20 protein-coding genes and 1 tRNA gene are annotated in these 22,745 nt (G+C 51.9%); 7 read left to right on the top strand and 14 right to left on the bottom strand.

Translation table 11 applies throughout. The features are described from left to right. Positions 1-278 precede the first annotated feature (278 nt). Positions 279-1,655, top strand: a complete 1,377-nt coding sequence (locus tag BUC02_RS02370; RefSeq protein WP_073318910.1) for a GGDEF domain-containing protein — start codon at positions 279-281, stop codon at positions 1,653-1,655. Between the two features lie 114 nt (positions 1,656-1,769). Beyond that, positions 1,770-3,254, top strand: coding sequence for a DUF1846 domain-containing protein (locus BUC02_RS02365; protein ID WP_073318112.1), 1,485 nt, complete (start codon positions 1,770-1,772; stop codon positions 3,252-3,254). A 228-nt stretch (positions 3,255-3,482) separates the two neighbouring features. Here BUC02_RS02365 and BUC02_RS02360 read toward each other — a convergent pair whose 3' ends face one another. The 3 genes from BUC02_RS02360 to BUC02_RS02350 all read right to left on the bottom strand — a co-directional run bounded on the left by BUC02_RS02360 (position 3,483) and on the right by BUC02_RS02350 (position 5,940). After that, positions 3,483-4,184, bottom strand: coding sequence for a hypothetical protein (locus tag BUC02_RS02360; protein ID WP_073318110.1), 702 nt, complete (start codon positions 4,182-4,184; stop codon positions 3,483-3,485). Between the two features lie 162 nt (positions 4,185-4,346). Beyond that, positions 4,347-5,303: a 4-hydroxy-tetrahydrodipicolinate synthase gene (gene dapA, locus BUC02_RS02355; protein ID WP_073318108.1), complete on the bottom strand. Its 957-nt coding sequence runs from the start codon at positions 5,301-5,303 to the stop codon at positions 4,347-4,349. A gap of 127 nt (positions 5,304-5,430) precedes the next feature. Next, entirely contained in the window at positions 5,431-5,940 is a 510-nt protein-coding gene (locus BUC02_RS02350) for a hypothetical protein (protein WP_073318106.1), read from the bottom strand. A gap of 218 nt (positions 5,941-6,158) precedes the next feature. Here BUC02_RS02350 and BUC02_RS02345 point away from each other — a divergent pair, with 218 nt between their 5' ends. From BUC02_RS02345 to BUC02_RS02335, 3 genes are all read left to right on the top strand, one after another. Further along, entirely contained in the window at positions 6,159-7,772 is a 1,614-nt protein-coding gene (locus tag BUC02_RS02345) for a phosphohexomutase domain-containing protein (RefSeq protein ID WP_073318104.1), read from the top strand. A 24-nt stretch (positions 7,773-7,796) separates the two neighbouring features. Beyond that, on the top strand, positions 7,797-8,609 hold the full coding sequence (locus BUC02_RS02340) for a hypothetical protein (protein ID WP_175549784.1): 813 nt from the start codon (positions 7,797-7,799) through the stop codon (positions 8,607-8,609). Between the two features lie 105 nt (positions 8,610-8,714). After that, positions 8,715-9,458, top strand: coding sequence for a YebC/PmpR family DNA-binding transcriptional regulator (locus tag BUC02_RS02335; protein WP_073318101.1), 744 nt, complete (start codon positions 8,715-8,717; stop codon positions 9,456-9,458). 146 nt (positions 9,459-9,604) lie between these two features. On the opposite strand, the gene BUC02_RS02330 is transcribed toward BUC02_RS02335, so the two are convergent. From BUC02_RS02330 to BUC02_RS02290, 9 genes are all read right to left on the bottom strand, one after another. Continuing rightward, positions 9,605-10,765: an N-acetylmuramoyl-L-alanine amidase family protein gene (locus tag BUC02_RS02330; RefSeq protein ID WP_073318098.1), complete on the bottom strand. Its 1,161-nt coding sequence runs from the start codon at positions 10,763-10,765 to the stop codon at positions 9,605-9,607. Beyond that, positions 10,765-11,235, bottom strand: coding sequence for an SsrA-binding protein SmpB (gene smpB / locus BUC02_RS02325; protein WP_073058148.1), 471 nt, complete (start codon positions 11,233-11,235; stop codon positions 10,765-10,767). The genes BUC02_RS02330 and smpB overlap by 1 nt, the downstream gene beginning before the upstream one ends. Positions 11,236-11,238: 3 nt before the next feature. Further along, entirely contained in the window at positions 11,239-12,378 is a 1,140-nt protein-coding gene (gene obgE / locus BUC02_RS02320) for a GTPase ObgE (RefSeq protein ID WP_083564347.1), read from the bottom strand. A 30-nt stretch (positions 12,379-12,408) separates the two neighbouring features. Then, positions 12,409-13,374: an N-acetyl-gamma-glutamyl-phosphate reductase gene (gene argC, locus BUC02_RS02315; protein ID WP_073318095.1), complete on the bottom strand. Its 966-nt coding sequence runs from the start codon at positions 13,372-13,374 to the stop codon at positions 12,409-12,411. A gap of 122 nt (positions 13,375-13,496) precedes the next feature. Then, a complete protein-coding gene (locus tag BUC02_RS02310; protein ID WP_073318092.1) occupies positions 13,497-13,994 on the bottom strand; it encodes a YchJ family protein in 498 nt (165 codons plus the stop codon). A 182-nt stretch (positions 13,995-14,176) separates the two neighbouring features. Continuing rightward, positions 14,177-14,797, bottom strand: a complete 621-nt coding sequence (locus tag BUC02_RS02305) for a methyltransferase (protein ID WP_073318089.1) — start codon at positions 14,795-14,797, stop codon at positions 14,177-14,179. Continuing rightward, positions 14,797-15,864: a dual-specificity RNA methyltransferase RlmN gene (rlmN, locus tag BUC02_RS02300; protein WP_073318086.1), complete on the bottom strand. Its 1,068-nt coding sequence runs from the start codon at positions 15,862-15,864 to the stop codon at positions 14,797-14,799. Before rlmN ends, BUC02_RS02305 begins: the two co-directional genes overlap by 1 nt. A gap of 93 nt (positions 15,865-15,957) precedes the next feature. After that, positions 15,958-16,329 carry a helix-turn-helix domain-containing protein gene (locus BUC02_RS02295; protein WP_083564346.1) on the bottom strand — a complete coding sequence of 124 codons (372 nt, stop codon included), beginning with the start codon at positions 16,327-16,329 and terminating at the stop codon, positions 15,958-15,960. Between the two features lie 194 nt (positions 16,330-16,523). Then, positions 16,524-16,597: transfer RNA gene (locus tag BUC02_RS02290), tRNA-Arg, on the bottom strand. A gap of 185 nt (positions 16,598-16,782) precedes the next feature. On the opposite strand from BUC02_RS02290, the gene BUC02_RS02285 reads away from it, so the two are divergent. Then, on the top strand, positions 16,783-19,095 hold the full coding sequence (locus BUC02_RS02285) for a penicillin-binding protein 1A (protein ID WP_073318080.1): 2,313 nt from the start codon (positions 16,783-16,785) through the stop codon (positions 19,093-19,095). Between the two features lie 118 nt (positions 19,096-19,213). Here BUC02_RS02285 and BUC02_RS02280 read toward each other — a convergent pair whose 3' ends face one another. Next, positions 19,214-19,759, bottom strand: a complete 546-nt coding sequence (locus tag BUC02_RS02280) for a TlpA disulfide reductase family protein (protein WP_073058136.1) — start codon at positions 19,757-19,759, stop codon at positions 19,214-19,216. A 105-nt stretch (positions 19,760-19,864) separates the two neighbouring features. After that, positions 19,865-21,622, bottom strand: coding sequence for a BamA/TamA family outer membrane protein (locus BUC02_RS02275; RefSeq protein WP_073318077.1), 1,758 nt, complete (start codon positions 21,620-21,622; stop codon positions 19,865-19,867). 167 nt (positions 21,623-21,789) lie between these two features. Here BUC02_RS02275 and BUC02_RS02270 point away from each other — a divergent pair, with 167 nt between their 5' ends. After that, positions 21,790-22,728 (top strand): PD-(D/E)XK nuclease family transposase, encoded by a 939-nt coding sequence (locus tag BUC02_RS02270; protein ID WP_073318074.1) that lies wholly within the window; start codon positions 21,790-21,792, stop codon positions 22,726-22,728. Positions 22,729-22,745 lie beyond the last annotated feature (17 nt).

The raw sequence follows: 22,745 nt of genomic DNA, 5'->3' as shown, positions 1-22,745 counted from the left end.
ACTCCTTGAGTGATTGGGGAAAATTTGCACTCAAAGGTAGAAATTTTGCGAGATATGGTGGAGTAAAATTCCTTATTATTGCTTTCCAAGAAAATTACAATCAAGACATAAATGGGGTTTAGGGCGCTTAAAACGCAATTCGAAGTGAACGCATGTGCATTCTCTTGTCGGAAGGCGGCTTTATCTAGATTTTTTTTGTAGGAAAATTCTATTTGCAATGCCCTCTTGTTAAAATAATGTTATTTTAAAGATATCTTGATTTTGCTTTGGACCTGTTTATGAATTCGCTTTTATCTATTGAAGATGTGTCGCTTGCTCTATCGCTCGATTACGAGTGCGTGTTTTTTGTCGATATCGAAAGTGACAACTATGCCATGTTCGCATTTGGCGGGAATCATAAAAATCTGGAATTGAGTGAAACCAGCAATTTTTGGGCGGATTCCCGAGTAAACCTCGAAACGGTTATTTATAAAGACGACAGGGAATGGTTTGCTCAAAACATGGCCAATAAGGAATCCTTGGTCGCCTCGGTGCAAGACGGTAAAGCCTTTAGTGGAAAGTACCGTATTATGGCAGGGGATAAACCTGTCTGGTATTCCATAAAGGTGGTTCTTGGGCGTGCGGAACAACGCAATTACCTGATTATCGGAGTGACCAATATCGATACCCAGGAACGTGAACGCTTGGCTCTTGAACAAAAAGCGACCAAGAGTGAACTTTATGGCCAAATCGTGATGGCCCTTGCCGAACGCTACGATGCCCTTTATATGGTCGATTTGGATACGAACCATTATGCGCTGTACAAGAGTGAACGGGTGTTCTGCGAATTGAGCGTGGCGCTCGAAGGCGAAGATTTCTTTAACCAGCTGAAAAAGGATGCTTTAAACGTCGTTTACAAAGAAGATATTCCCTTGATTGTGAATGCTTTGGATAGGCGTACGCTTTTAAAGGAACTTGATGATAATGGCGTGTTTTCGTTGACGTACCGCCTGAACACTCCGAAGGGACCTTTGTATGTAAACATGGTGGCGGTTTATGCCGATAAAAAGCATGTTGTTATCAGCGTGACCAATATTGATGCTCAGGTTCGCCGCGAACAAAAAATCAGGGAAGAGGTGAGTGCTGCTTACGAAAAGGCGCGCCGCGACGATTTGACCGGGATTAAGAATAAGACCGCATATGGTGAATTTGAATCTAAACTGAACCAGCAAATCCAGTCGGGCGAAAATGTGAAATTCGCGATTGCCTTGTGCGATGTAAACGGTTTAAAGACGGTGAACGACACGCTGGGGCACATTGCCGGTGACGAATATATTCGCTCGGCCAGTAGGCTTGTGTGCCAGATTTTTGCCCATAGCCCGGTGTTCCGTATTGGTGGCGATGAATTTGTTGCGATTCTGCGTGGTTCCGATTTTGAAAACCGTGAAAAGCTGGAAAAGGAATTTACTGAAGCGATTGAGAAAAACGCTGACAAACATAAGGTTGTGGTTGCTTGTGGAATTTCTGTATTTGACAAGGAACATGACAAGGATGTTTCGTCTGTCTTTGAACGAGCCGATGCGCTCATGTATAAAAACAAAGTGCGCATGAAGAATGGGCATGATGAAATTATCGGAACGATTATTCAATCGATTGGAGCCAAAGTAACTAATTAGAGCCTTGCCGTGCTCTTCATGGTAGATTGCAACGTCATAGCATTACCCGCAATGACGTTCTTTTTTTTATTTTTGTGCAGATAATTTTTATGATTTTTTAGATGGACAAAAAAGATGTTTAAAGTAGGGTTTGATAACGACGCGTACCTGAGGACGCAGTCCGAAAAGATTGCCGAGCGCATTGCGAAGTTCGGCGGAAAACTTTATCTGGAATTTGGCGGAAAACTGTTCGATGACCATCACGCATCCCGCGTGTTGCCTGGCTTTGCGCCCGACAGTAAAATCCGCATGCTTGAAAAGCTCAAGGACAAGGCCGAAGTCATTATCGCCATTAACGCCGGCGATATCGAAAAGAACAAGGTCCGTGGTGACTTGGGCATTACCTACGATCAAGATGTCTTGCGCCTGATTGATGCCTTCCGTGGCTATGGTCTATATGTGAGTTCCGTGGTGCTGACCCGCTGGCAGGAACAGCCGAGTGCTGTTGCCTATCAGAAAAAGCTTGAAGATCTTGGCCTCAAGGTTTATCGTCATTACCCGATTGCGGGTTACCCGAGCAACATTCCGCTGGTAGTGAGCGACGACGGTTACGGCAAGAATGAATTTGTCGAAACCTCTCGCGAACTTGTGGTGGTGACGGCACCGGGTCCTGGAAGTGGAAAGATGGCTGTGTGCCTTTCGCAGATTTACCACGAAAACAAGCGTGGCGTGAAGGCCGGCTACGCCAAGTTCGAAACCTTCCCGATTTGGAACATTCCGCTCAAGCACCCGGTGAACCTCGCATACGAAGCCGCCACCGCCGACTTGAACGACGTGAACATGATTGACCCGTTCCACTTGGAAGCCTACGGACAGACGACTATCAACTACAACCGCGACGTAGAAATCTTCCCGGTGCTGAACGCCCTGTTTACCCGCATTCTCGGTGAATCTCCGTACAAGAGCCCGACGGACATGGGCGTGAACATGGCTGGCAACTGCATTGTCGATGATGATGCCGTTTGCGAAGCGGCCAAGCAAGAAATCATCCGCCGTTACTACAACACGCTTTGCGACGTGCGTAAGGGCAACGCCGACAAGGACCAAGTTTACAAGCAGGAACTGATTATGGAACAGGCCCAGATCAGTACAGCAAACCGCCCCGTGATTGCGGCTGCCGTCAAGAAGGCCGAAGAATCCGAAGGCCCGGCTGTAGCAATCCAACTGAACGATGGCGCTATCATTACGGGTAAAACGTCCTCGCTGCTTGGCGCCTCTTCTGCAATGCTTCTGGATTCTCTCAAGCACTTGGCCGGTATCCCTGACGAAGTGCGTCTGCTTTCGCCGATGGTGATTGAACCGATTCAGAACCTGAAGACCAAGCAGCTCGGCCACAAGAATCCGCGCCTGCACATGGATGAAGTCCTCGTGGCACTCTCTGTTTGCGCCCTCACGGATTATAACGCGAAAATTGCCATGGAAAAGCTCCCGGAACTTCGCCACTGCGAAGTGCATTCCAGCGTGATTCTTTCGCAGGTCGACGTGGGCGTGTTCCGCCGCTTGGGTGTGAACTTGACTACGGAACCTACTTATCAAACGAGTAAGCTTTATCACGGGTAAAAACGCAGATTAATCTGCGCAATACAGCGTTGCTCGTCCCCTCACGTACGTTTTAGTACGCTACGGGGACTCGCGCCTTGTCTTGCTTGATTATTCAGCGTTTTTGATGGATTGATTCGCTAATCCGATTTTTTATAAACGCAGGCTAATTTGTGCTATTGCAAAAAAGGTCGCGACAATGTCGCGGCCTTTTAGCTTGTATGCAAACGCTTTGTTTGCTTGGAAGAATTACTTCTTCTTGGAAGCCTTCTTGCTAGAAGATTTCGGGGGGTGTACCGCAATCTTCTTGACGCTCTTGTCTTCGGCCTTGGCGAGTTCAGCTTCTTCGGCTTCGAAAATAGCCTGAGCCTGGCGGAGGGCGTCGGTCGGGTCGATTTCGATTGCTTCAGAGGCTTCGTCTACGAGTTCGGCGAAGTCGTCGTACCAGTCAGCGAAGATTTCGACTTCGAGGTGGTCAACGCCCGGAACGGTCAGACGTGCGCCGCAGGCTTCGCCCACGCGGTCGAGGTACTTGGCCATCTGCGGCTTGAGGAGAGTGAGGTCGAGACCGTCGAGGTCTTCGGGTTCGAAGTAAACGGCGTCGACATCGCTGTCGTCATCCTTGGCCTTTTTCTTGCTCTTCTTGTCGTCGCACTTGCCGCACTTGCATTCTCCGTTGCAGCATTCTTCGTCACCGTACAGGGCCATGTATTCTTCGTCGTCCATGCCGCTGTCGTAGTAGAATTCGTCTTCTTCGAGGTACAGGGTTTCAACAAAGATTCCCTTGGCGCCGAGAGTCTTGGCGGCGGCAATGAATTCCTTGAGGTCGCCACCGAAGTAGCGGGTCGTTTCCATGTCTTCGTTCAAAGTCTGAACGGGAATGGGGGAGAGTTTCTGCTTCTTGAGGTAGTCGCAGATTTCGTCACTGATGGATTTCTGAATCTTAGCCATTGGATTCTCCTGGAAAAAAAGGTTTGGGCTATGGGCACGCTTCGCTTTGAGGTCGGTCGCCAGAGGCTCCCTTTGGGCAAAACTTCTCGTATTGTATTTTACCTCAGAGCACCCGCAGGGTGCGACCTCATTCCTCAAAGCACCGTAGGTGCGAGCTCATTCCTATACGTGATACTTCTTGAGGCTCGGGGCCTTTTCTTCAATCAACTTCATGATGCGGGCGACAGCGTCTGCACCGTTTGCGGTATCCTTCACGCTCACGAGCGGCTGGAACAGCGGGCTGTTGAACAGCGTGCCCAGCGGAATCGGGTTCTTGCGGCAGAACGTGATGTCGATGAAGTCGCGGGCGTTCTTCTGCAGGTTGTGCGCCTTCTCCTTGTCGCCGGCCTGGAATGCCTTGTACAGGTCCACGAACGTCTTCGTGGCTTCAGGAATGTTGCCCGAAGCGCTGATGAGGCCCGTGCCGCCCATCTCGAGGAGGTCGGCGAACAAGCCGTCTTCACCGCTCATCACGGCGAAGTCCTTGCCCTTGGTTTCCTTGATCACGCGCATCGTGTCTTCGTGGAACTTTTCGCCAAAGCCGAATTCCACAGCCTGCTTGAGGCCGATGATGTTCTTGTCTTCGGCAAGTTCAATCAAGGTGTCGGGGTGCACGTAGCTGGAGGTACGGCCCGGAACGTTGTAAATCACGATCTTGGCGCCCGTTTCGCTGCTGAGCGTGCGGTAGTGCTTCAAAAGACCTTCTTGCGGCGGGTTGTTGTAGTAACCCGTGACGCAGAGGACTGCCACCGGGGCAATCTTCTGGACATTTTCGATCATCTCGATGGATTCGCGAGTGCAGTTGGAACCGGCACCGGCAATCACGGGCACGCGGCCGTCCACATAGTCGAGCGTAAACTTGATGACATCCAGGTGCTGCTGCGGAGAAACCGTCGCACTCTGACCCGTGGTCACGGCAGGGAGCACGCCACTTGCGCCGTTAGCAATCACGTCGTCGATCATCTTGCCCATCTTTTCGTAGTCGATGGAGTTGCGAAGGTTCTTGGGATCGTCGTTCTTGAGCGGGGTGAACAACGCGGGGAAAACACCAGTAAGTTGAGAAGCGTTAGTAATCTGCATAGTGACTAAAATATAGTATTAGAACTTAGCACTTAGAACTTAGAACTTAGAAAATGTACTCTGATTATTGCTCTCAATGCTGTGTTTTACACTTTGCGTCTAAGAAATCTCTTTCGTGCAATTCAATTTAAAAGTTTAGTGCTAATGCTCCGCCGTAAGTTTTGTTTATCGGGTCTATAATCGGGGCGAAACCAACTTTTGTAGTTTGCCGTACGGAGTATTTTTTTCGCCGTATATTGTAATTCGAGTAGTTGCTCTTTCGTATCGCGGCCGCAATTTCAAATCCGCCATAAACAAAGGCAGAGGTGGCCCCGATGCCGCATAATATAAATGTTGTGACTGCCCATGGGTGTGACATGGAAAGCGGACTTTTGTTGTCTTCGGAATATTGTTCGAAAACGTAAAAGGTGATTGAAAATCCTGACACCATCGCCAGTCCTACAGAGACCCCTGCTGTAATCAAGGCTATGTTCGCGGCTTTCTTGTCAAAATTGTACTTGTCCAGATTGTACTGGTACAGTTGTTCGTAGTAGGCGGCAGAATCGACTTCCTGTTTTACTGGGGGCTCGTTTTGGGCAAAACAGAATGTTGAGAGGAAAATCAAGGAAAAGAATACTTTGTATAAAAAATGATTCATGTTCGTAATTTAACAAAATCTGTAATATGATTTTGTGGGGCGTTGCGGGGGGGCCGCTAGAGGGGGTAGGTGGCAATGCAGTGCCGCCGAGGGGGTGACTTCCCCCCTTAAATCCCCAAAACACTCGTCCCGCACCTCTTTTTCTATCGTCAATCGTCAATCGTCAATCGTCTTTTTTTCTAAATTTTCCGCGTAAAAATTTAAACACAGGAACCCTTATGGAAAACATTACGCAGATTTGGAAAAAGATCCAGTCCCCCGAATTCAACCCGGCTACCGATATGGGCCTGGTCGAACAGGTAAAGCAAGTCGCACTGACCTCCCAGGAGCCCGCCAAGGTGAGCTTTGGTACGTCCGGCTGGCGCGGCGAAATCGGTTCTGAATTCACCCTCCGCAATCTGCAGGTGGTGGGTGCCGCAATCGTCCGCCTCTATAAGGAAGCTACACCTGAACTTTTTGAAGCTCTCGGCGTGAAGGATTTTGCCGAACTTCAGAAACGTGGCGTGGTCGTGGGCCACGACAACCGCTTGCTCGGTCACGAATTCTGCGAAGCCGTGGCTGACCAGTTCGCGAAGGCCGGCGTGAAGGTCTATTATGGTGGCGAAATGCCGACTCCGGAATTCAGCGCCTGCATCGAGATGCTCGGTGCCGCCTGCTCCATCAACATGACCCCGAGCCACAACCCGAGCCACTACAACGGTATCAAGTTCAATCCGGCCGACGGCGGTCCTGCAGGTCCGGAAATCACGAACGTCATTACCAAGCTCAGCAACGAAATGATGGCCACCTGGAAGTTTGAACCGGTGGGCAAGGTTGACTGGGAAATCATCGACTCCCTCAAGATTTACAAGGAATTCCTCGTCAAGCAGGGAACCATCAAGTTCGACCGCATCAAGGAATTCATCAAGAAGGGCAGACTCACTCTCGTGTGTGACCACGTGCACGGCTCTACCCGCCGCCGTCCGGCCGCGCTGCTCGACAATCCGGAATGCCTCATCACGCTCCGCAACGAAGACGATTCCCTGTTCGGCGGCATCGCCCCGGAACCGTCCAGCAAGAACCTCGAGAAGGTCCGCAAGGTGCTGGACGAAAGCAAGTCTTGGTTCCGCCTGGGCGCCATTTTTGACCCGGATGGTGACCGTATCCGTTTCTACGACGGCACGCGCGAAATCGACATGAACCAGTTCGGCGCTATCGCTTTCCACTACATGGCTACCTGGCGCAAGGAACAGGGCTGTGTTGCTAAGTCCGTTGCTACCTCTAACTTTGTGAACATCATTGCAGAAAAGCTCGGCGTGCCCGTGATGGAAACTCCGGTGGGCTTCAAGAACTTCCGCCCCTGGCTTTCCCGTAACGCCAAGCAGAAGGCCCTCATCGCTTTCGAGGAATCCGACGGTATCTCTGGCCTCAACAACACGCTCGAAAAGGATGCCCAGTTCGGCCTCCTCATCGCTCTCGAAATCATGGCGGTGACTGGCAAGAACCTCGGCGAATACCTCGACGCCCTCTACGAAGAATATGGCCGCTTCTACCCGACCCGTTCGGGCTTCGAAGTGGACAAGTCTCTCGTGGGTGCCCCGCTGAAGGCCAAGGTCGACGCCATCGCTACCATCGCCCAGCCGGGTGCAAAGATCATGGTCGGCAATAACGAGAAGACCGTGAAACAGCTTTTGACGCTCGACGGCGTGAAGGTCATTTTCGACGACGACTCCTGGATGCTCGTCCGCCCGTCCGGTACCGAACCGAAGGTGCGCATTTATACGGAATGCCGCAACCCGGATGAAAAGGACCCGATGTTTGAGGCAGCCAAGGCTCTGTTCTTCAAGAATTAATAAGCTTTTCAAAGGGAGGTTCCTATGAAAAAACTTATAGTGTTGCTTTGTTTGGTTTTTGCTGCGGTTTGTTCGGCGCAGACGCTGGAGCCTGAGTTCCAGGCTTTTTCGGGTGCGCTGCTCAAGCTGAAAAAGGCCGATAAGGGTTATCACAAGTTCCGCTTGACGGTGGATGTCGCTCCGTGGGCTTTCCAGGCTGACGGTGAAGTGCAGGCCCCGGGCGGTGACGGCGATGCCTTGATCACGGGCCTTTTCGATGGCGATGTCTATGCGATGCTTGCCTATGTTCCGTCTACAGCCGTTGGCTCCGACAACAAGGAATACCAGGTGGGCTTCTTTGACATGATGCTCTACTTTGAAGACGAACCGACCCGAATCCGTAACCTGCGCTTTAAGCTTTTGCCGCCGGCAAATGACGAATGGGCCATGGGCATTTTGAAGGATGCTCTGGAATCCGGTTCGCTTCTTGGTAACGTGTGGGGCGGTAAGTATGACAAGGCCATTACCAGGGCCTCCGCCGACCCGCTCGACAAGGCTAAACTCCGCACTCTGCAGAAAAAGGCTGAAAAGAAGCCCGAGGAAGAGGCTACCATTACCACTCGCAAGCGCCGTGTAGAAGCTAGCGAAGAAGAAGCTGCTCCGAAGAAAAAAAAGAAAAAAAAAGTCGAAGCCGAAGAAGAATCAACGATGAACAAGCGCAAGCGCCGCGTTGATGCTGCTGACGAAGAAACTGCTCCGACCAAGAAGAAAAAAAAGAAAAAAGTTTCAGGCGATGAATGCGACGATCCGAGTCTTAGCGTCAAGGAAAAGCGCCGTTGCCAACTCAAGAACAAGTAAATTCAGAATTCGGAATTATGAATTAGGAGTTGTTAGCTGATAAAAATTCCGAAATCCGAATTCCGAATTAGGTCGATTTTTTAATCTAAAAACTAGAGGTAATCTATGTCCGGTCACTCCAAATGGGCCACCACCAAACGCAAGAAAGCCAAGACTGACGTTGCTCGCGCCAAGGCTTGGAACAAGCTTATCAAGGAAATTTCTATCGCTGCTAAGCTCGGCGGCGGAAACCCCGACGCAAACCCGCGTCTGCGTGCTGCTATTCTTAAGTCCAAGAGCCAGAGCTTGCCGACTAAGAATATCGAAAGCGCCATTGCCAAGGGTACGGGTGCTAACTCCGGTACCGAAATGACGGAACCGCTGTACGAAGGACGCGGCCCGGGTGGCATTGCCATCATGGTGCAGTGCCTGACCGACAACAAGGTTCGTACCGTTGCCGAAATCCGCAACATCTTCAACAAGAACAACGGTTCCATGGGCGAATCCGGTTCCGTTTCTTGGGCTTTCACCTACAAGGGCGTGATTGTCGTCGATGCTGAAAAGTATCCGGAAGACCAGGTGATGGACCTTGTTCTTGAAGCCGGAGCCGAAGACATGTCCACCGAAGACGGCGTGCATGAAATCTCCACCTCTCCGGAAGCTTTCGATGCTGTTTCCAAGGCTCTCGAAGCTGCCGGTATCGAAATGATGAGCGCCGAAATCACCTACGTCGCTAACGACCCGGTGAAGCTCGGCCACGAAGATGCCCAGAAGCTCCTCAAGCTCATCGACAAGTTCGAAGACCACGACGATGTTCAGGACGTTTACCACAACGCCGAAATCGACGAAGCCGACTTGGACGCTGAATAGAGGCTTGAGGTCGGGCTACGCCCTTTGGGGTGTGAGCTCGGTCGCAGGCTCCCTTTGAGTAAAGTTTAAAGCCGATTGCCAAGTGCAGTCGGTTTTTTTTGTGCTTAACGAATACTTTTAACTAGTAACGCTGCGCTATGTGTGGCTTACCGCCCGAGCGTTTCGCGGTAGTTGTGGACGGCTTCCTTGTACATGCTGACGGCTTTTGAAACTCGCTTAGCGATGTCTTCTTGAGCCTTAGTCGTGATCATATAGGCTTCTTCTTCGGGGTTGCTGATGAAGCCGATTTCAAAAAGGACTGCGGGCATTAAGGCGCCTACGAGCACCATGAAGCCTGCACCACCGACGCCACCGCCCTGGCGCTTGATTTTGCCGTCGTCGAAGGCTTTGAGCATTTGTTCGGTGAACATGTAGCTGTTCTGCTTGTACTTTTCCAAGCGGGCTTCGAGCTTGAACCATTCGAGCGGTGAAAGTTCTTCCTTGGCGTTCTTTTCGCCGTAGAGCGTGGCCACCTTGTTTTCGCGGCGGGCAATCGCCTTGTCTTCTTCGCTTTCGGGGGCGCGGAGCACGTAAACGTGGTAGCCCTTGATTTGTTTTTTGCGCTCGGGGCTTGCGTCAATGGCGTTACAGTGCAGGCTAATGAAGAGGTCGCCGTCCCATTGGTTGGCGAGGTTTGCGCGTTCGCCGAGTTCAATGAACACGTCCTTGTCGCGGGTCATTTTGACCTTGAAGCCTTCTTTTTCGAGTTCCTTTTTCAGGAGCTTGCCGACGGCCAAGACGATGTCTTTTTCGTTGGAATTCTTGCCCTGGGCGCCGGTGTCCTTGCCGCCGTGGCCGGGGTCGATGACGATGGTTTTTACTTCGCGGGTGCCGGCGGTTTCGTTTTTCGGAGTCGCTACAGGTGCAACTGTCTTCGCGGACTTTGTAGCCGCGGGCGCGGCGTCGACTTTTACTGAAGACGAAGAGACTTTGGCGGGGGAGCTGCTGCTGGCTGGCGTTGCCGTTTGAGCTTTGCCTGTGTTGAGTAATGCGACAACGTCTGCGGAATCCAAGAGAATATGGCTGCCCGCGATTTCGGGCGCATGCTTGATTTCGACAGATTTGCCGTGTGTATTCACGAACGGTAGCCCAATGGCGAATTTAAGAGTATCGCTTTCGCTTGCGAGCAGGAATGTCTTTTGAACTGGGAACCAGTGGAAGCTGGCCTTGATCTCTTTGGCGAGTTGTTCGGCATCGACTGTGTTTGCGGCCCAGGCAGAGACTGCGAGAGCGAAACAGACAAGTATATGCCAAACAAAAGCCTTCATTACTTGTGTGCCTTTGCCGCGCGGGCCATTTCAAGTTTTGCGTCGCGGTTGATGATATCCTGGCGCTTGTCGCGCTGGTCTTTACCGCGGCAGATTCCCATTTCGAGCTTGGCGCGGCGGTTCTTGAAGTAGAGCTTGAGCGGGATGAGCGTGCAGCCCTTTTGCTCTTTTGCTTTGCGCATCTTGGCGATTTCATGCACATGTGCCAAGAGCTTGCGGCGCCTTGCCGGAAAGTGGTTGAAGCGGTTAGCGAACAGGTATTCGTCGATGTGCGCACCCACGAGCCAGATTTCGTTCTTGGTGTCGTCGATGTCGATCCACGCTTCGCCCAAAGTGCACTTGCCATCGCGGATAGACTTGACTTCCGAACCGATGAGCATGATACCTACTTCGAAGGTTTCGTCTACGAAGTAGAGGTGGTTTGCCTTGCGGTTTACGATGACCGGTGTACTCTGTTCTTTTTTCGCCATTCGTTAAGCCTTCTTCTTGCTGCGGGCTGTTTTTGCACTGGCGGCCTTGGAGCCTGTTTTAGCGGAGCTTTTCGCTGCCGGGCTGGCCTTGCTCTTTGCGATTTTCTTGCCGGTGCCGTCGATGCCGGTGGTGGCGCTGCTGAGTTTCTTGCTTTCCCAGCCGACTTTCTTCTTTTGCACGTGGGGCACCGCTTCGTCTAGAGCCAAGGTGAGTTCCTTGCAGCCGTCGCCCGTTACAGCGGAGGTTACGATGACGGCTTCCTTGTGGGCCTTGAACTGCTTGATCGCTTCGTCGATGCCGAGGTCGCTCTTGTTGAGGGCAATCACGTAAGGCTTCTTGGCAAGCTTCGGGTGGAACGCTTTGAGTTCTTCCTTAAGGACGGTGAACTGTTCGTAAGCGTTTTCGGCAAAGCCGTCGATCACGAACAACAGGGTGTGCGTGCGTTCGATGTGCTTCAGGAACTGGTGGCCGAGGCCCTTGCCTTCGCTTGCACCTTCGAGCAAACCAGGGATGTCTGCGACCACGAAGCTGTGGCCGTTCATCTGCACAATGCCGAGCACCGGTTCGAGGGTGGTAAACGGATAGTCGCCGACTTTCGGGCGACCGCTCGAAATCTTGTTCACGAGGCTCGACTTGCCTGCGTTCGGGAATCCGACGAGGCCCACGTCTGCCATAAGCTTGAGTTCCAAGAAGAGTTCGCGACGTTCGCCTTTTTCGCCGGGCGTGCACTTGCGCGGGGCCTGGTTGGCAGGCGTTGCAAAATGCTGGTTGCCCATGCCGCCCTTGCCGCCGCGGGCTGCAATCCACTTCTGGCCGGGTTCGGTAAGGTCTGCCAAGATGCGACCTTCGGCATCTTTCACGATGGTGCCGCGCGGAACATCTACGATCAGGTCTTCGGCGCTACGGCCGGTGCAGCGCTTGGCGCCACCGGGTTGTCCACTTTGCGCCTTGTACAGGCGAGCGTTGCCCATGTCGAGGAGTGTTGAAAACTGTTCGTTCACCTGCAGAATCACGTGACCGCCGCGACCGCCGTCACCGCCATCGGGACCGCCGAGGGGTACGAACTTTTCGCGGTGGAAACTGCAAATGCCATCGCCGCCCTTGCCGGAGCGAACTTCAATTGATTTTTCGTCTAGGAACATGGGAAGTGGTTCGTGGTTGGTGGTTAGTGGCTAGGAAAGGCTTACGCCTTCATCGATTCCCAGCGCGATATTCATGTTCTGAATAGCGGCACCGCTTGCGCCCTTGCCGAGGTTGTCGATAATAGTCGTCACCTGCATCACGGTTTCGTTGCCGAACACCTGGATGCGGGCGTTGTTCGTATCGTTGCAGACAGTTGCGTCAAGGCGGCCGTTAAAGAGCACGGGGGCAGCTTCATACGGCATGACCTTCACAAAGCGGGATCCTTCGTAATGCTTAGCCAAGATTTCGGTGAGTCCTTCGGGGCCGACCTTCTTGGTGAGTTCATTTGCAAAGATGGCGACGGTGACCGCCATGCCCTTGTAATAAGGGCCAAGCACCGGGTTGAAGAACGGCGTATTTTCAAGTTCGCAGTACTTCTTCATTTCGGGGAGGTGCTTGTGTGCGAGCGCGAGCGCGTACGGGGCGGGCGCCATGATGGCCTTTGATTCGCCGGCCTTATGTTCCATAGAGGCGGCTTCTTCGTATTCGGCGATCAGCTTCTTGCCGCCGCCGGAATAACCGGTAATGCTGTAGGCGGCAAGGTTTGCGCTCTTCGGCAGAATGCCTGCGGCAACCAGCGGGTGAACGCCGAGGATAAAGCCCGAGGCGTGGCAGCCGGGGTTCGCGATGCGCTTGGCCTTTGCAATCGCTTCGCGCTGGGCGGGGCTGAGTTCAGGCATCCCGTAGGTCCAGTCGGGGTTCACGCGGTGCGCTGTGGAGGCGTCAATCACGCGGGTGTTCGGATTTTCGCAGAGGGCGGCACTTTCGACAGCTGCTGCATCGGGCAGGCACAGGAACGTCACGTCGGACTCGTTGATGAGTCGCTTTCGTTCGTTAATGTCTTTGCGGAGTTCGGGAGAAATGCGCAACACTTCGATGTCGGTGCGCTTTGCGAGTCTCTCATAAATCTGCAGGCCTGTGGTCCCTGCTTCACCATCTACGAAAACTTTGAACATTTGCTTAATGATTTAAGGTTGAAGATTATTATTTAGTAGGAAGTAGACGGTAGGAAGTAGGAAGTTCTATAATCGCGGCAAAGCCGCCTAATTAAAACTGTTTACCGTCTACTGTCTACTGTCTACTTATTAGCGCCGCAGCACTTCTTGTACTTCTTGCCGGAACCGCACGGGCACGGATCGTTACGGCCAACGACCGGACCTTCGTGACGGACAGTTTCCTGCTTCACGGCACGACCGTCGTAGAAGAACCATGCGCCGCCCACCTTGTGGAATTCGCCGAGTTCGTGGTGGTTACGGGTGATGTTACCCTGCTTGAAGCGGGCGATGAATTCGACCCAGCCGATGTTCTTTTCTTCTTCGGTCTTGGTCTGCTTGATTTCGATGCCGAGCCATTCGGATTCCTTGCTCCAAGCGGTCACGCTCGGTTCGTCGAAATCACCACGCTGCGTGGGTTCGAGAGATTCCTTGAGCCAGCCGATTTCCTGCTTTACGTAAGCGGTGTAGCGAGAACGCATCAATGCTTCGGGGCTTGCCGCGAGAGCTTTCTGCTTGATAATGGGTTCGCAACATTCTCCGTATTCCTTACCGGAACCGCAGGGGCATAAATCTTTAGCCATAATTCAATCCTTGTGTCTTTGTTGAAGCGGCTTTGCCGCCGTTAAAATTTGATGAAAAAAATAGAAAAAATGAAAGAGAATTGACTCTGCCAAGTTGGTCTTGGTAACGAAAAAGACGAGAGTTTTCTCTCGTCTCTAAACATTCGTCTGTAGCTCGCAAAGCAAGCAATCTTACGTCAAGATTACAGGCACTTCTTGAGGAGCCAGATTTCTTCCTTGCCTTCGCGGCCGGCGATGCTGCCGGTAGGTTTGATGCGTTCGACGACATCGAACACGCCATCGAGACGGGCCATGAGTTCGCCTTCGCTGGTGGCATGCGGCGGACCCTGCAGAGTCTTGCCGTTCATGAGCGGGTACAAGAAGAGAATCAACAAGCCGTCATCCTTCATCATCTTGTAGCAGACTTCGAAGAATTCGTCGCGACGACCCGGGTGGATTGCCGTGAAGCAGCAGTAATCGTAAACAATATCGAAAAGCTGACCGCCGCGCTTGTCGTCCTTGGGAGAAAGTGAGAACAGGTCGAGGTCCAAAGAACGCAGGTTCTTGTGTTTGCGGCTCAAGTGGTCAAGTTCGTCGACGGCAGAGGGGGCAAAGTCGACTGCCAGCACGTCGTGACCGCGCAAAGCCCAAGCTTCGGCGTCGTAGCCAAAGCCAGCACCGGGAACCAGAACGGAGCCCGTGGCGGGACAAGAGGGGTGCTTGAAAAATTCCGTCAGAGCGGGCGTCACCTTCTTGAGATTCCAGTAGTCCTTGCCTTCGGCATAAAGATTATCCCAGAAATCCGGGAGGTTCTGCGTTAACATTATTTACCTTCCTTTTTGTACGCAAGCTGCCCGCAGGCGGCGAGAATGTCGCGGCCGCGCGGGTTGCGGATCGTGATTTGAATTTCGGCTGCCCTAACCATAGCCAAAAAGTCTTCTACCTGTTCCGGCGTAGGGGCGTGTAGTGTGGGGTCGTCGCCGTCGTTTAGGACGATGGCGTTTACCTTCACGCGGCGGGGGGCGCAAATGCGAATGAGCTCCTTGGCCGCCTTCGGGGTGCAGGTGATGTCCTGAATCAGGACAAATTCAAACGTTACATAATTGTCGGTTCTGCGAATGTATTCGTCAACCGCTTCCAAAAGTTTTTCGATGGGCCAGGTCTTGTTTACCGGCATGACAGACGAACGGTATTCGTTATTCGTGCTGTTGAGGCTCACGGCAAGGCAACAGGGGGTATTGCGGTCTACCAGTTCCTTGATTTTGGGGACCACGCCGCTGGTGCTTACGGTCATGCGCTTGGAACCCATGTTGAACAGACTCTGGTTATGGAGCGTACAGCAGACGCGGTGTACGTTTTCCAGGTTGTTCAGGGGTTCGCCCATGCCCATGAAGATGATGTTGGTGACCTGGGCCGTTTTGCCTTCTTCATTCAAAAAGCCGGATTCTTTCAGGTACCAGTTCACGTTGATGATTTCTTCTAGGATTTCGCCGGCTTCCAGGTTTCGGGTAAAGCCCATTTTGGCGGTACGGCAAAAAGCGCAGTTCATGGCGCAGCCGACCTGGGTCGAAACGCATACGGAATAGCGACCGTTTGCGGGAATCATCACCGTTTCGATATGGTGGTCGTCATGGGTCTTGAAAAGCCACTTGACCGTGCCATCTACCGACACCATGCGCTGTTCTTCGGTCAAGGCACGGAGGGTAAACTGTTTGGCCAATTTTTCACGTAGGGCGGGGGAAATGTTCCCCATTTCGTCGTAGCTTTTGACCTGCTGGCAAAAGAGCCATTTTTGAATTTGGCTTGCACGGAACGGCTTCTCGTCCTGCTCGCGGAGCCAAGCCTTAAGCTCGTCCTCCGTTAGCGTTTTTATGTTCTTCGGCCATTCCATCGGGGGGTAAAGATAGCAAAAAAATACATTTTTGTTAAGGGTAAAATACCCCTAAATGCCTTATCTCATTGGCATCTGCCAGTAGATTTGCTATTAGACTTTGGATTTCATTGGCGCTCCGCAATCCTTGCTTTTCTTGGCCGATTCGATGTATTCCGACATCCGTCTTTTTGTTTCGGCGGCGATATCTGCCGAAATTTCAAAGATTGGAGCTGCATTGGCCACAAGGGGGTAAAGGCGGTCAACTTCCTTGAACAGTTCCGAAAGCGACTTGTTGTAGACTCGGGCGAGTGCGCTTAAAGTGGTTATGGAGGGCATCCTTTTACCGACCTCGACCTGTGAAATAAATTGTCGGGTGATATTGGACTGTAGGGATGCTGTGTTTTGGGTGAGGCCGCTTTCGCGGCGGCAATCCAAGAACACTTGGCGGATAGTTTCGTTTAATATATGATCTTCGTATTCCACAAAAAAACACCTCTGAAAAAATGTGGATTACCAAGCACTCTCTGGGGTGAATTTTAGAATTCGTGAGGGTTGTAGCGTGCAAACAATAGATTGCAAACTTTGCAAAATATTGTTAACGGGTTTTACGGATTGTGGAAACGGAAGAATGTATACATGAAACAAGGAAGGTCAATCTTTCGATTGACCTTCCTTTCTGCGGGTGCCAGGACTCGAACCTGGAGCCTTTTGGTTCGTAGCCAAACGCTCTATCCAGTTGGGCTACATCCGCTTGATTGATGGCCCAAAGATAGTTTAAAGTGCGGGTGCTGTCAAGGGTTTTTGTTGAAAAATTTTTAAGAATTTTTGAATTGTAGACGAATCACCCCGCTTTTGCGTGGTTTTAAGGAGCGGTGCGTAATCGGATTGCCATACAATAACTATCTTTTTGGCCAAATTTTTTAACGGTATTGGACCATGGATAAAGTCAAACCCGTATTACTTTCGGTTCTGAATATTTTGAAGGGCTGGTTTACTGACCGCAGGGTGGTCAAGTGGCTGATCATTTTTGCGGTACCCGTGCTTGCGGCCTTTATCGCCGTGCTTGCGGTCTACAATCACTTTTCGCCGGAACTGCCTTCGCTTTCGCAGCTCGAGCAGATCAATCCGAGACTTGTCACGAACATTTACGACATGAACGGAAAGATTGCCCACGAATATTTCGTGGAACGCCGCGAATGGACGAGCTTCGATTCGATTCCCGAAAATGCGATCCACGCCGTGATGGCCACCGAAGATCGAGCCTTTTATAGCCACTGGGGCATGAACGTGTGGGCAATTCCGTCTGCCGTTATGGAAAGCGCCTTGTCGGGCAAAAAACTCCGTGGTGCATCTACCTTGACCCAGCAGCTGACTAAGCTCCTGTTCCTCACGCCGGAACGTACGATTTCGCGTAAGATCAAGGAAATGATGACGGCTATCCGCATCGAACAGACTTATACTAAAGAAGAAATCCTTGAATTCTACATGAACGAAGTGTACCTGGCTGGCGGTAACTACGGTTTCCAGGCGGCAGGTAAGTTCTACTTCGGCCGTCCGCTCGATAGCCTTACGATTCCGGAACTTGCTGTTTTGGCCGGTATGTTGCAGCGCCCGGAAGCTTACCGCCCGGACCGTCACCCCGAAGCCGCATTCGAACGCCGTAATACGGTGCTTTATGCCATGCGCGATGCCGGCTACATTAACGACGACGAATACCACGAATATATCAAGACCCCGATTACGCTTGCCGAAAAGGAAACTTCGAACGAATCGGGCCTGTACTTCTACGAAGAAATCCGCAAGTATATGGAAAAGAAGTACGGCGAAAACTCTCTGTATGCCGACGGTGTCTCGATCAACTCGACGATTGACCCGGACATTCAGGCATTCGCCGATAGCGTTGCCCGTGTGCAGGTCGAAAAGGTCCGCCGCCGCGTCAAGTACCGCGCTACCCGCCGCCTGTACCTGACTAAAAAGTATAACATGCCCGAAGATAGCGTGGTCGCTCACTTCGATAGCGTCTACACGCTCTTTAAGAAGGAATACCTGGCCGACGACTTGAAGCGCCCTGCCGACAAGCGCCGCTTCCCGGATTCTATCCTTTATCACCATCCTGAAATTGCGGCAATCTTGATTGAAAATGAATCGGGTGCAATACGCGCCATGGTGGGCGGTTCCGACTTTAACCAGTCCCGCTGGAACCGTGCGGTGCAGTCCCTGCGTCAGCCCGGCTCGTCGTTCAAGCCGATTGTGTATTCGACAGCCATGGATAACGGCGCAAGCCCTTGCGACTCGGTGAACGACCAGCCGGTGAGCATTCCCGACCCGGACGACAAGGACAAGAACAAGGTTTGGCGCCCGGCGAACTTCGAACACGACTTCGAAGGCATGATGACGCTCCGCCGTGCCCTTTACAAGTCCAAGAACTTGCCGGCTATTTTGACGGGTATGAAGTACGGCCTGAACAACGTGGTGAACTACGCCCGCAAGTTCGGTATCGTTCGCGCCCCGCTCATGGCCGTGCCTAGCCTTGCTCTGGGTTCCGTGGGTGCAACCCTTATGGAAATGACGTCTGCCTATACCGTGTTCCCCAACGGCGGTAACCGAATCGAACCTTACATGATCGAATCCATTGTGGACCGCAACGGCGAAGTCATCGAAAAGAATTCCAAGGTCGAACACGAAGTGTTGCGCCCGGCTTCGGCCTACTTGATGGTCGACATGCTCAAGGACGTGAACATCCGCGGTACGGCCGCCCGCGTGTGGGCGAACGGATTTACGCATCCGAGTGGCGGTAAGACCGGTACCACCAACGACTATACCGACTGCTGGTACATTGGCTTTACCAAGCAATATACGATGGGCGTGTGGGTCGGCTCCGACAGCCCGGGTACTTTAGGTGCTGGCCACACAGGAACCGAAGACGCCTTGCCGGTATGGATTGCGACCATGAAGCAATTGCACAAGGACTTGCCGCGTAAGCCGTTCCCGGTTCCGAGCGGTGTCGTAAGCAAGGGCATTTGCAACCATACGGGTAAGATTGCCGGCGAATTCTGCTCCGAAAAGACCTACTGCCTGTACACGGCGGGCTACGCTCCGACCGAAGTCTGCGACGGTAACCATTTCGAAGTCAAGACCAAGTCTGCCGACGACGCAACGCTCTTCAGCAACAAGGGTGCAAGTACAGCCCCCAAGCCGAGCAGCAGCGGTAATGGCCCCGCCAAGAAGAACACGCGCAAAATGTTCTAAATAATTCGGAATTCGGAATTCGGATTTCGGATTGTTTAGCTAGGCGGCTACGCCGCAATTATATTAGTTGGCGTTAGATTTATAATAACTCTGAATTCTGAACTCTGAATTCAGAATTCTACTTAAACATCTTATTGAGCGTGGCGCGCATGTGGTTCATGTTCGCTTCGTTCAAAGTTTCGTAGCGGTAGAAGGTCCCGTCTTTTTGCACTACGTACACGACCGGAATGTAGCCGGTGCCGTAAGCGGGGCCGAACTTGTAGTCGCTATCCTGGAATACGGGGATTGCTACGTGGAACTGGTCGATAAACAGACGGATGTCGTTTTTCTTGATGCCGCCGCCGAGACCAATGGCGATGCCGGTTAAACCCTTGGGCTCGTATTCCTTGACCAGGTCCTGGATTTCGGAAATGTGGCGCTGGCAGTGCGGGCACTTGGGGCTAAAGTAATAGATCAAAAGAGGCCTGTTTGCAAACTGGCTGAACAGAATCCCCGGATCGCTAATGCCCGAAAGCGGCTTAGAAAAGTCCATCTTCATGGGCTGGTTGGTGGTAGAATCCTGCATCAACTTCACGTCGGCCATCTGGGGTTCCGGAGCAAGCTGCGCAAAAGGCGCAACCGCTGCAATGGCTGCAATACTTAAAATTTTAGAAACGAAATTCATAACCCTTAAAATACGAAAAAATAGGTCGAAAGGACAGGTTTCCATAAAAAAAATGCGATTTTTTGCGAAAAATCACACTTTTGACTGCTGAATAAGGTTGCCTGACTACAGGTTGTAAGTCGTGATGATGGAGTAGTGGGGTTCGCCCTTGCGCACGCCGTTCAGCGGGAAACTCACATCGACTTTGTTCACGAGCCTGCTAATCGACTTGGTCTGCGCAAAACGCATGCCGAAGCCCACGAGGTAAACCAAGTCCTTGCGGTTGATATCCCAAAGGTCCCAGGCGGTTTCGCCGACGCTTTCGAAGATGGCGAATACGGGCATGAGCGTTGCAATTTCAAAGTCGGTAAAGTAGCGCTGTTCCAGGTTCGCGAATACGCGGGCCTGCCCGGCGTAGAATCCGGTGGGGAACCCGGCGAATCCGTTTACGCCGCCTAAGGTTAGCTGCTTGCCGTAGCGGGCGTCTTCGTAAAAGTCTACCAGGCCTGTGAGTGCCATCGAGAATTTTTCGTTCGGGTGGAAAATGTATTCGCCCGAAAGTTTGCCGTAGTAGTCGTGCTGCTCGCCATGGTCCAGGTAGAAGTTCATTTCGGATTTGAGCGTGAGGTGGTGCATGGAGTATCCGAGCATCAGGTCGGCCCAGAAGTCAAGTCGAATATCGTTGTCCGCGGCGCCTAGCTGTTCGTAGTTCTTTGAAATTTGCGCCTTGAGCGAGTAACCTTTTTCGATGTCTTCGGTCCACTTGGCGTTGTGGAAATTCCTGATTTTTTCGTAGCGGATGTTTGAAAACATCAGGTACATGCCGAGACGGGAATCTTTCTGTTCGGGGAGCCATTCGTTGACCGCGGTGGCGGAATCGATGGCATAGGTGGTGTCGCCGTCGGTGAATACGTAGCGGTAAAGCTTGCCTTCGCTTGCGGTGGTGTAGTGGTAGTCGTAGGTGGCGCCCACATAGAGTTTGCGCAAGGTGCCCCCGAACGAACGGCTGATTCTAAAGCTGAGCGAGTCGTCGATAAATTCCTTGACGGTCATGAGTTTTACGGTTTTGTTGCCGTTATACAGCGGGAACGAGTCTTGCAGGGCTTTCTCGTGATTGTAGATGGGTTTGTCTCCGTATTTCTTTTGGGCATCGTACATGGTGGCGCCTGGCGGCAGTTCTCCGCTACCATAAAAATAGGCGTCGCGCTTGTTCTTTAAGCCTTCGATGATGTAGGCCCACTGGTTTTGGCTGCGGCTGAGAAACGGAATGTACATCTTTCCGTAGGCGAGGTAGCCATCGGTATTGTAGCTGTAGAGAAAGTCCAGGTGGTTATAGCGGAACAAAAAGTGCGGATCGCCGTATTCAACCTGCCACATGTCGCGGAACTCGTCGTGCCCGAAGTAGAAACCGAGCTTTTGTCCGAGGCCAAGGAAGTTGCTTTCTTGGACGCCGATGCCCCAGTTCAAATTGTCGTAAGTCCACTGGCTGCCCGAAAAGCCGAAAGTAGTCGGGACGGCGAGCGTCCAGTTGTCGCTGGTTTTTACGGTGGCGATATTCTTGCCGTCTTCGTTCGAAATCTTGATGCTTGCATCCGAAAGGTAGCGCTGCGTGCGCAGGAACCGCTCTGCATCTTGCACCTGGACGTCGGTCACCACGTCGCCTTCGCTAAAAAGGAGCAACTTCTTGACCGTCGATTCGCGGGTTTCAATATGAATCCAGTTTAAAAGGTCAAGCGCCCACTTGTCGTACTTGGTATGGTACCTGGAATCGTCAAAAGCGTCGCCGATATTGTAGCGGATAGAATCAATCTTGAATGCGCCGGGAGTGTCCTGGGCAAAGGCTGCAAGAGGTACAAAAAAGAGAATGAACAAAATAATAGGCATTGCGTGGATAATATAGAAAAAAGAGTTGTTCCCTTCTGTTTGTGCAGATAGGAACCTGCTGTAAACGTAAAAAGAAATAAATTTTTCGGGAAATTGGTATTCGAACGCCCCAAAATGGCGTGTTAGGTAATAGGGAGTGTTCCATAACTTAACACGAAGGGAAACACATGTCAGACAATACCAATCATTCAACAAAAAAATACATCGTCACGAACGAACAGGGCGAAGAATTCCTGCTGCCCAAATACGCGGCAACCTTCCGCATCCTGATGGACGACAAGGACACGATCCGCGATGTGCTCAACAGCCTGCTCCAGCTGGACCATGACCATGAAATCATCGACCTCGAATACGAATTCGAAAAGCCCATCGACATCTTTATGCCCGAAAACGACCCCGCACGCCTCGACGTCTGGGTACACACCAGAGATAATCGCTACATGAATATCGAGATGCAAAACAAGGTTCATGCCTTCTTTTTCGACCGTATGCAACTCTACAATTCGTACCTCACACTGCGCGGCAAGTACGAGTTTAACCGTTCTGACTATTTCCTGGACCTGCCGGAAGAGGAACGCAAGTACCGTTACTACGAGCTTCCGGAAACGGTATCCATTTGGCTTTGCAACAATCCGGTACTCCGGTCGAAGGAAATCTATAAGGACGTATGGTCCACCTATAGCGAATACGAAGTCAAGTCGGGGAACGCCCTTCCCATTTCGCGAAAAAATAGATATATTGTAGTAGACCTGCCCAACTTTTTGCAGTTGCGCAAGGGCGTGAAAACCCGCGAAGATTTCTGGCTCCGGCTCATTTCGAGAGGACCGCTCCAGGTTCCCGAAACGGAAGACCCGATCTTTGCGAATGCACTTGACCGCCTGCGCGTAAGCCGCATGAACCCTGAACTTTTGAAAGCACTGGAGGCAAACATGTTCGACCGTCATGAATACGAAGCTCTCGAAGCCGAAGCCTTCCTGAAGGGCGCGGAACAGGAGCGCGAAAAGAACGATGCTGACAATGCAGCTCGCGACACCAAACGGGCCGACTACTTGCGTTCGCAGAACGTGCCGGATAGCGTGATTGCGGCAATGCTAGCCTTGAAATAGCATTTTATGCTAGGTTA

The organism is Fibrobacter sp. UWOV1, assembly GCF_900142495.1.
In the GTDB taxonomy this organism is placed as follows: Bacteria; Fibrobacterota; Fibrobacteria; order Fibrobacterales; family Fibrobacteraceae; genus Fibrobacter.
The sequence above is the reverse complement of the archived record's forward strand: the minus strand, read 5'-3'. Positions and strand labels throughout refer to the sequence as shown.

What these genes read in the sequence shown, in the direction of transcription:
- BUC02_RS02370 (WP_073318910.1), top strand. Translation starts at nt 279, where the DNA reads ATGAATTCGCTTTTATCTATTGAAGATGTGTCGCTTGCTCTATCGCTC.
- BUC02_RS02365 (WP_073318112.1), top strand. Translation starts at nt 1,770, where the DNA reads ATGTTTAAAGTAGGGTTTGATAACGACGCGTACCTGAGGACGCAGTCC.
- BUC02_RS02360 (WP_073318110.1), bottom strand. Translation starts at nt 4,184, where the DNA reads ATGGCTAAGATTCAGAAATCCATCAGTGACGAAATCTGCGACTACCTC.
- dapA (WP_073318108.1), bottom strand. Translation starts at nt 5,303, where the DNA reads ATGCAGATTACTAACGCTTCTCAACTTACTGGTGTTTTCCCCGCGTTG.
- BUC02_RS02350 (WP_073318106.1), bottom strand. Translation starts at nt 5,940, where the DNA reads ATGAATCATTTTTTATACAAAGTATTCTTTTCCTTGATTTTCCTCTCA.
- BUC02_RS02345 (WP_073318104.1), top strand. Translation starts at nt 6,159, where the DNA reads ATGGAAAACATTACGCAGATTTGGAAAAAGATCCAGTCCCCCGAATTC.
- BUC02_RS02340 (WP_175549784.1), top strand. Translation starts at nt 7,797, where the DNA reads ATGAAAAAACTTATAGTGTTGCTTTGTTTGGTTTTTGCTGCGGTTTGT.
- BUC02_RS02335 (WP_073318101.1), top strand. Translation starts at nt 8,715, where the DNA reads ATGTCCGGTCACTCCAAATGGGCCACCACCAAACGCAAGAAAGCCAAG.
- BUC02_RS02330 (WP_073318098.1), bottom strand. Translation starts at nt 10,765, where the DNA reads ATGAAGGCTTTTGTTTGGCATATACTTGTCTGTTTCGCTCTCGCAGTC.
- smpB (WP_073058148.1), bottom strand. Translation starts at nt 11,235, where the DNA reads ATGGCGAAAAAAGAACAGAGTACACCGGTCATCGTAAACCGCAAGGCA.
- obgE (WP_083564347.1), bottom strand. Translation starts at nt 12,378, where the DNA reads ATGTTCCTAGACGAAAAATCAATTGAAGTTCGCTCCGGCAAGGGCGGC.
- argC (WP_073318095.1), bottom strand. Translation starts at nt 13,374, where the DNA reads ATGTTCAAAGTTTTCGTAGATGGTGAAGCAGGGACCACAGGCCTGCAG.
- BUC02_RS02310 (WP_073318092.1), bottom strand. Translation starts at nt 13,994, where the DNA reads ATGGCTAAAGATTTATGCCCCTGCGGTTCCGGTAAGGAATACGGAGAA.
- BUC02_RS02305 (WP_073318089.1), bottom strand. Translation starts at nt 14,797, where the DNA reads ATGTTAACGCAGAACCTCCCGGATTTCTGGGATAATCTTTATGCCGAA.
- rlmN (WP_073318086.1), bottom strand. Translation starts at nt 15,864, where the DNA reads ATGGAATGGCCGAAGAACATAAAAACGCTAACGGAGGACGAGCTTAAG.
- BUC02_RS02285 (WP_073318080.1), top strand. Translation starts at nt 16,783, where the DNA reads ATGGATAAAGTCAAACCCGTATTACTTTCGGTTCTGAATATTTTGAAG.
- BUC02_RS02280 (WP_073058136.1), bottom strand. Translation starts at nt 19,759, where the DNA reads ATGAATTTCGTTTCTAAAATTTTAAGTATTGCAGCCATTGCAGCGGTT.
- BUC02_RS02275 (WP_073318077.1), bottom strand. Translation starts at nt 21,622, where the DNA reads ATGCCTATTATTTTGTTCATTCTCTTTTTTGTACCTCTTGCAGCCTTT.
- BUC02_RS02270 (WP_073318074.1), top strand. Translation starts at nt 21,790, where the DNA reads ATGTCAGACAATACCAATCATTCAACAAAAAAATACATCGTCACGAAC.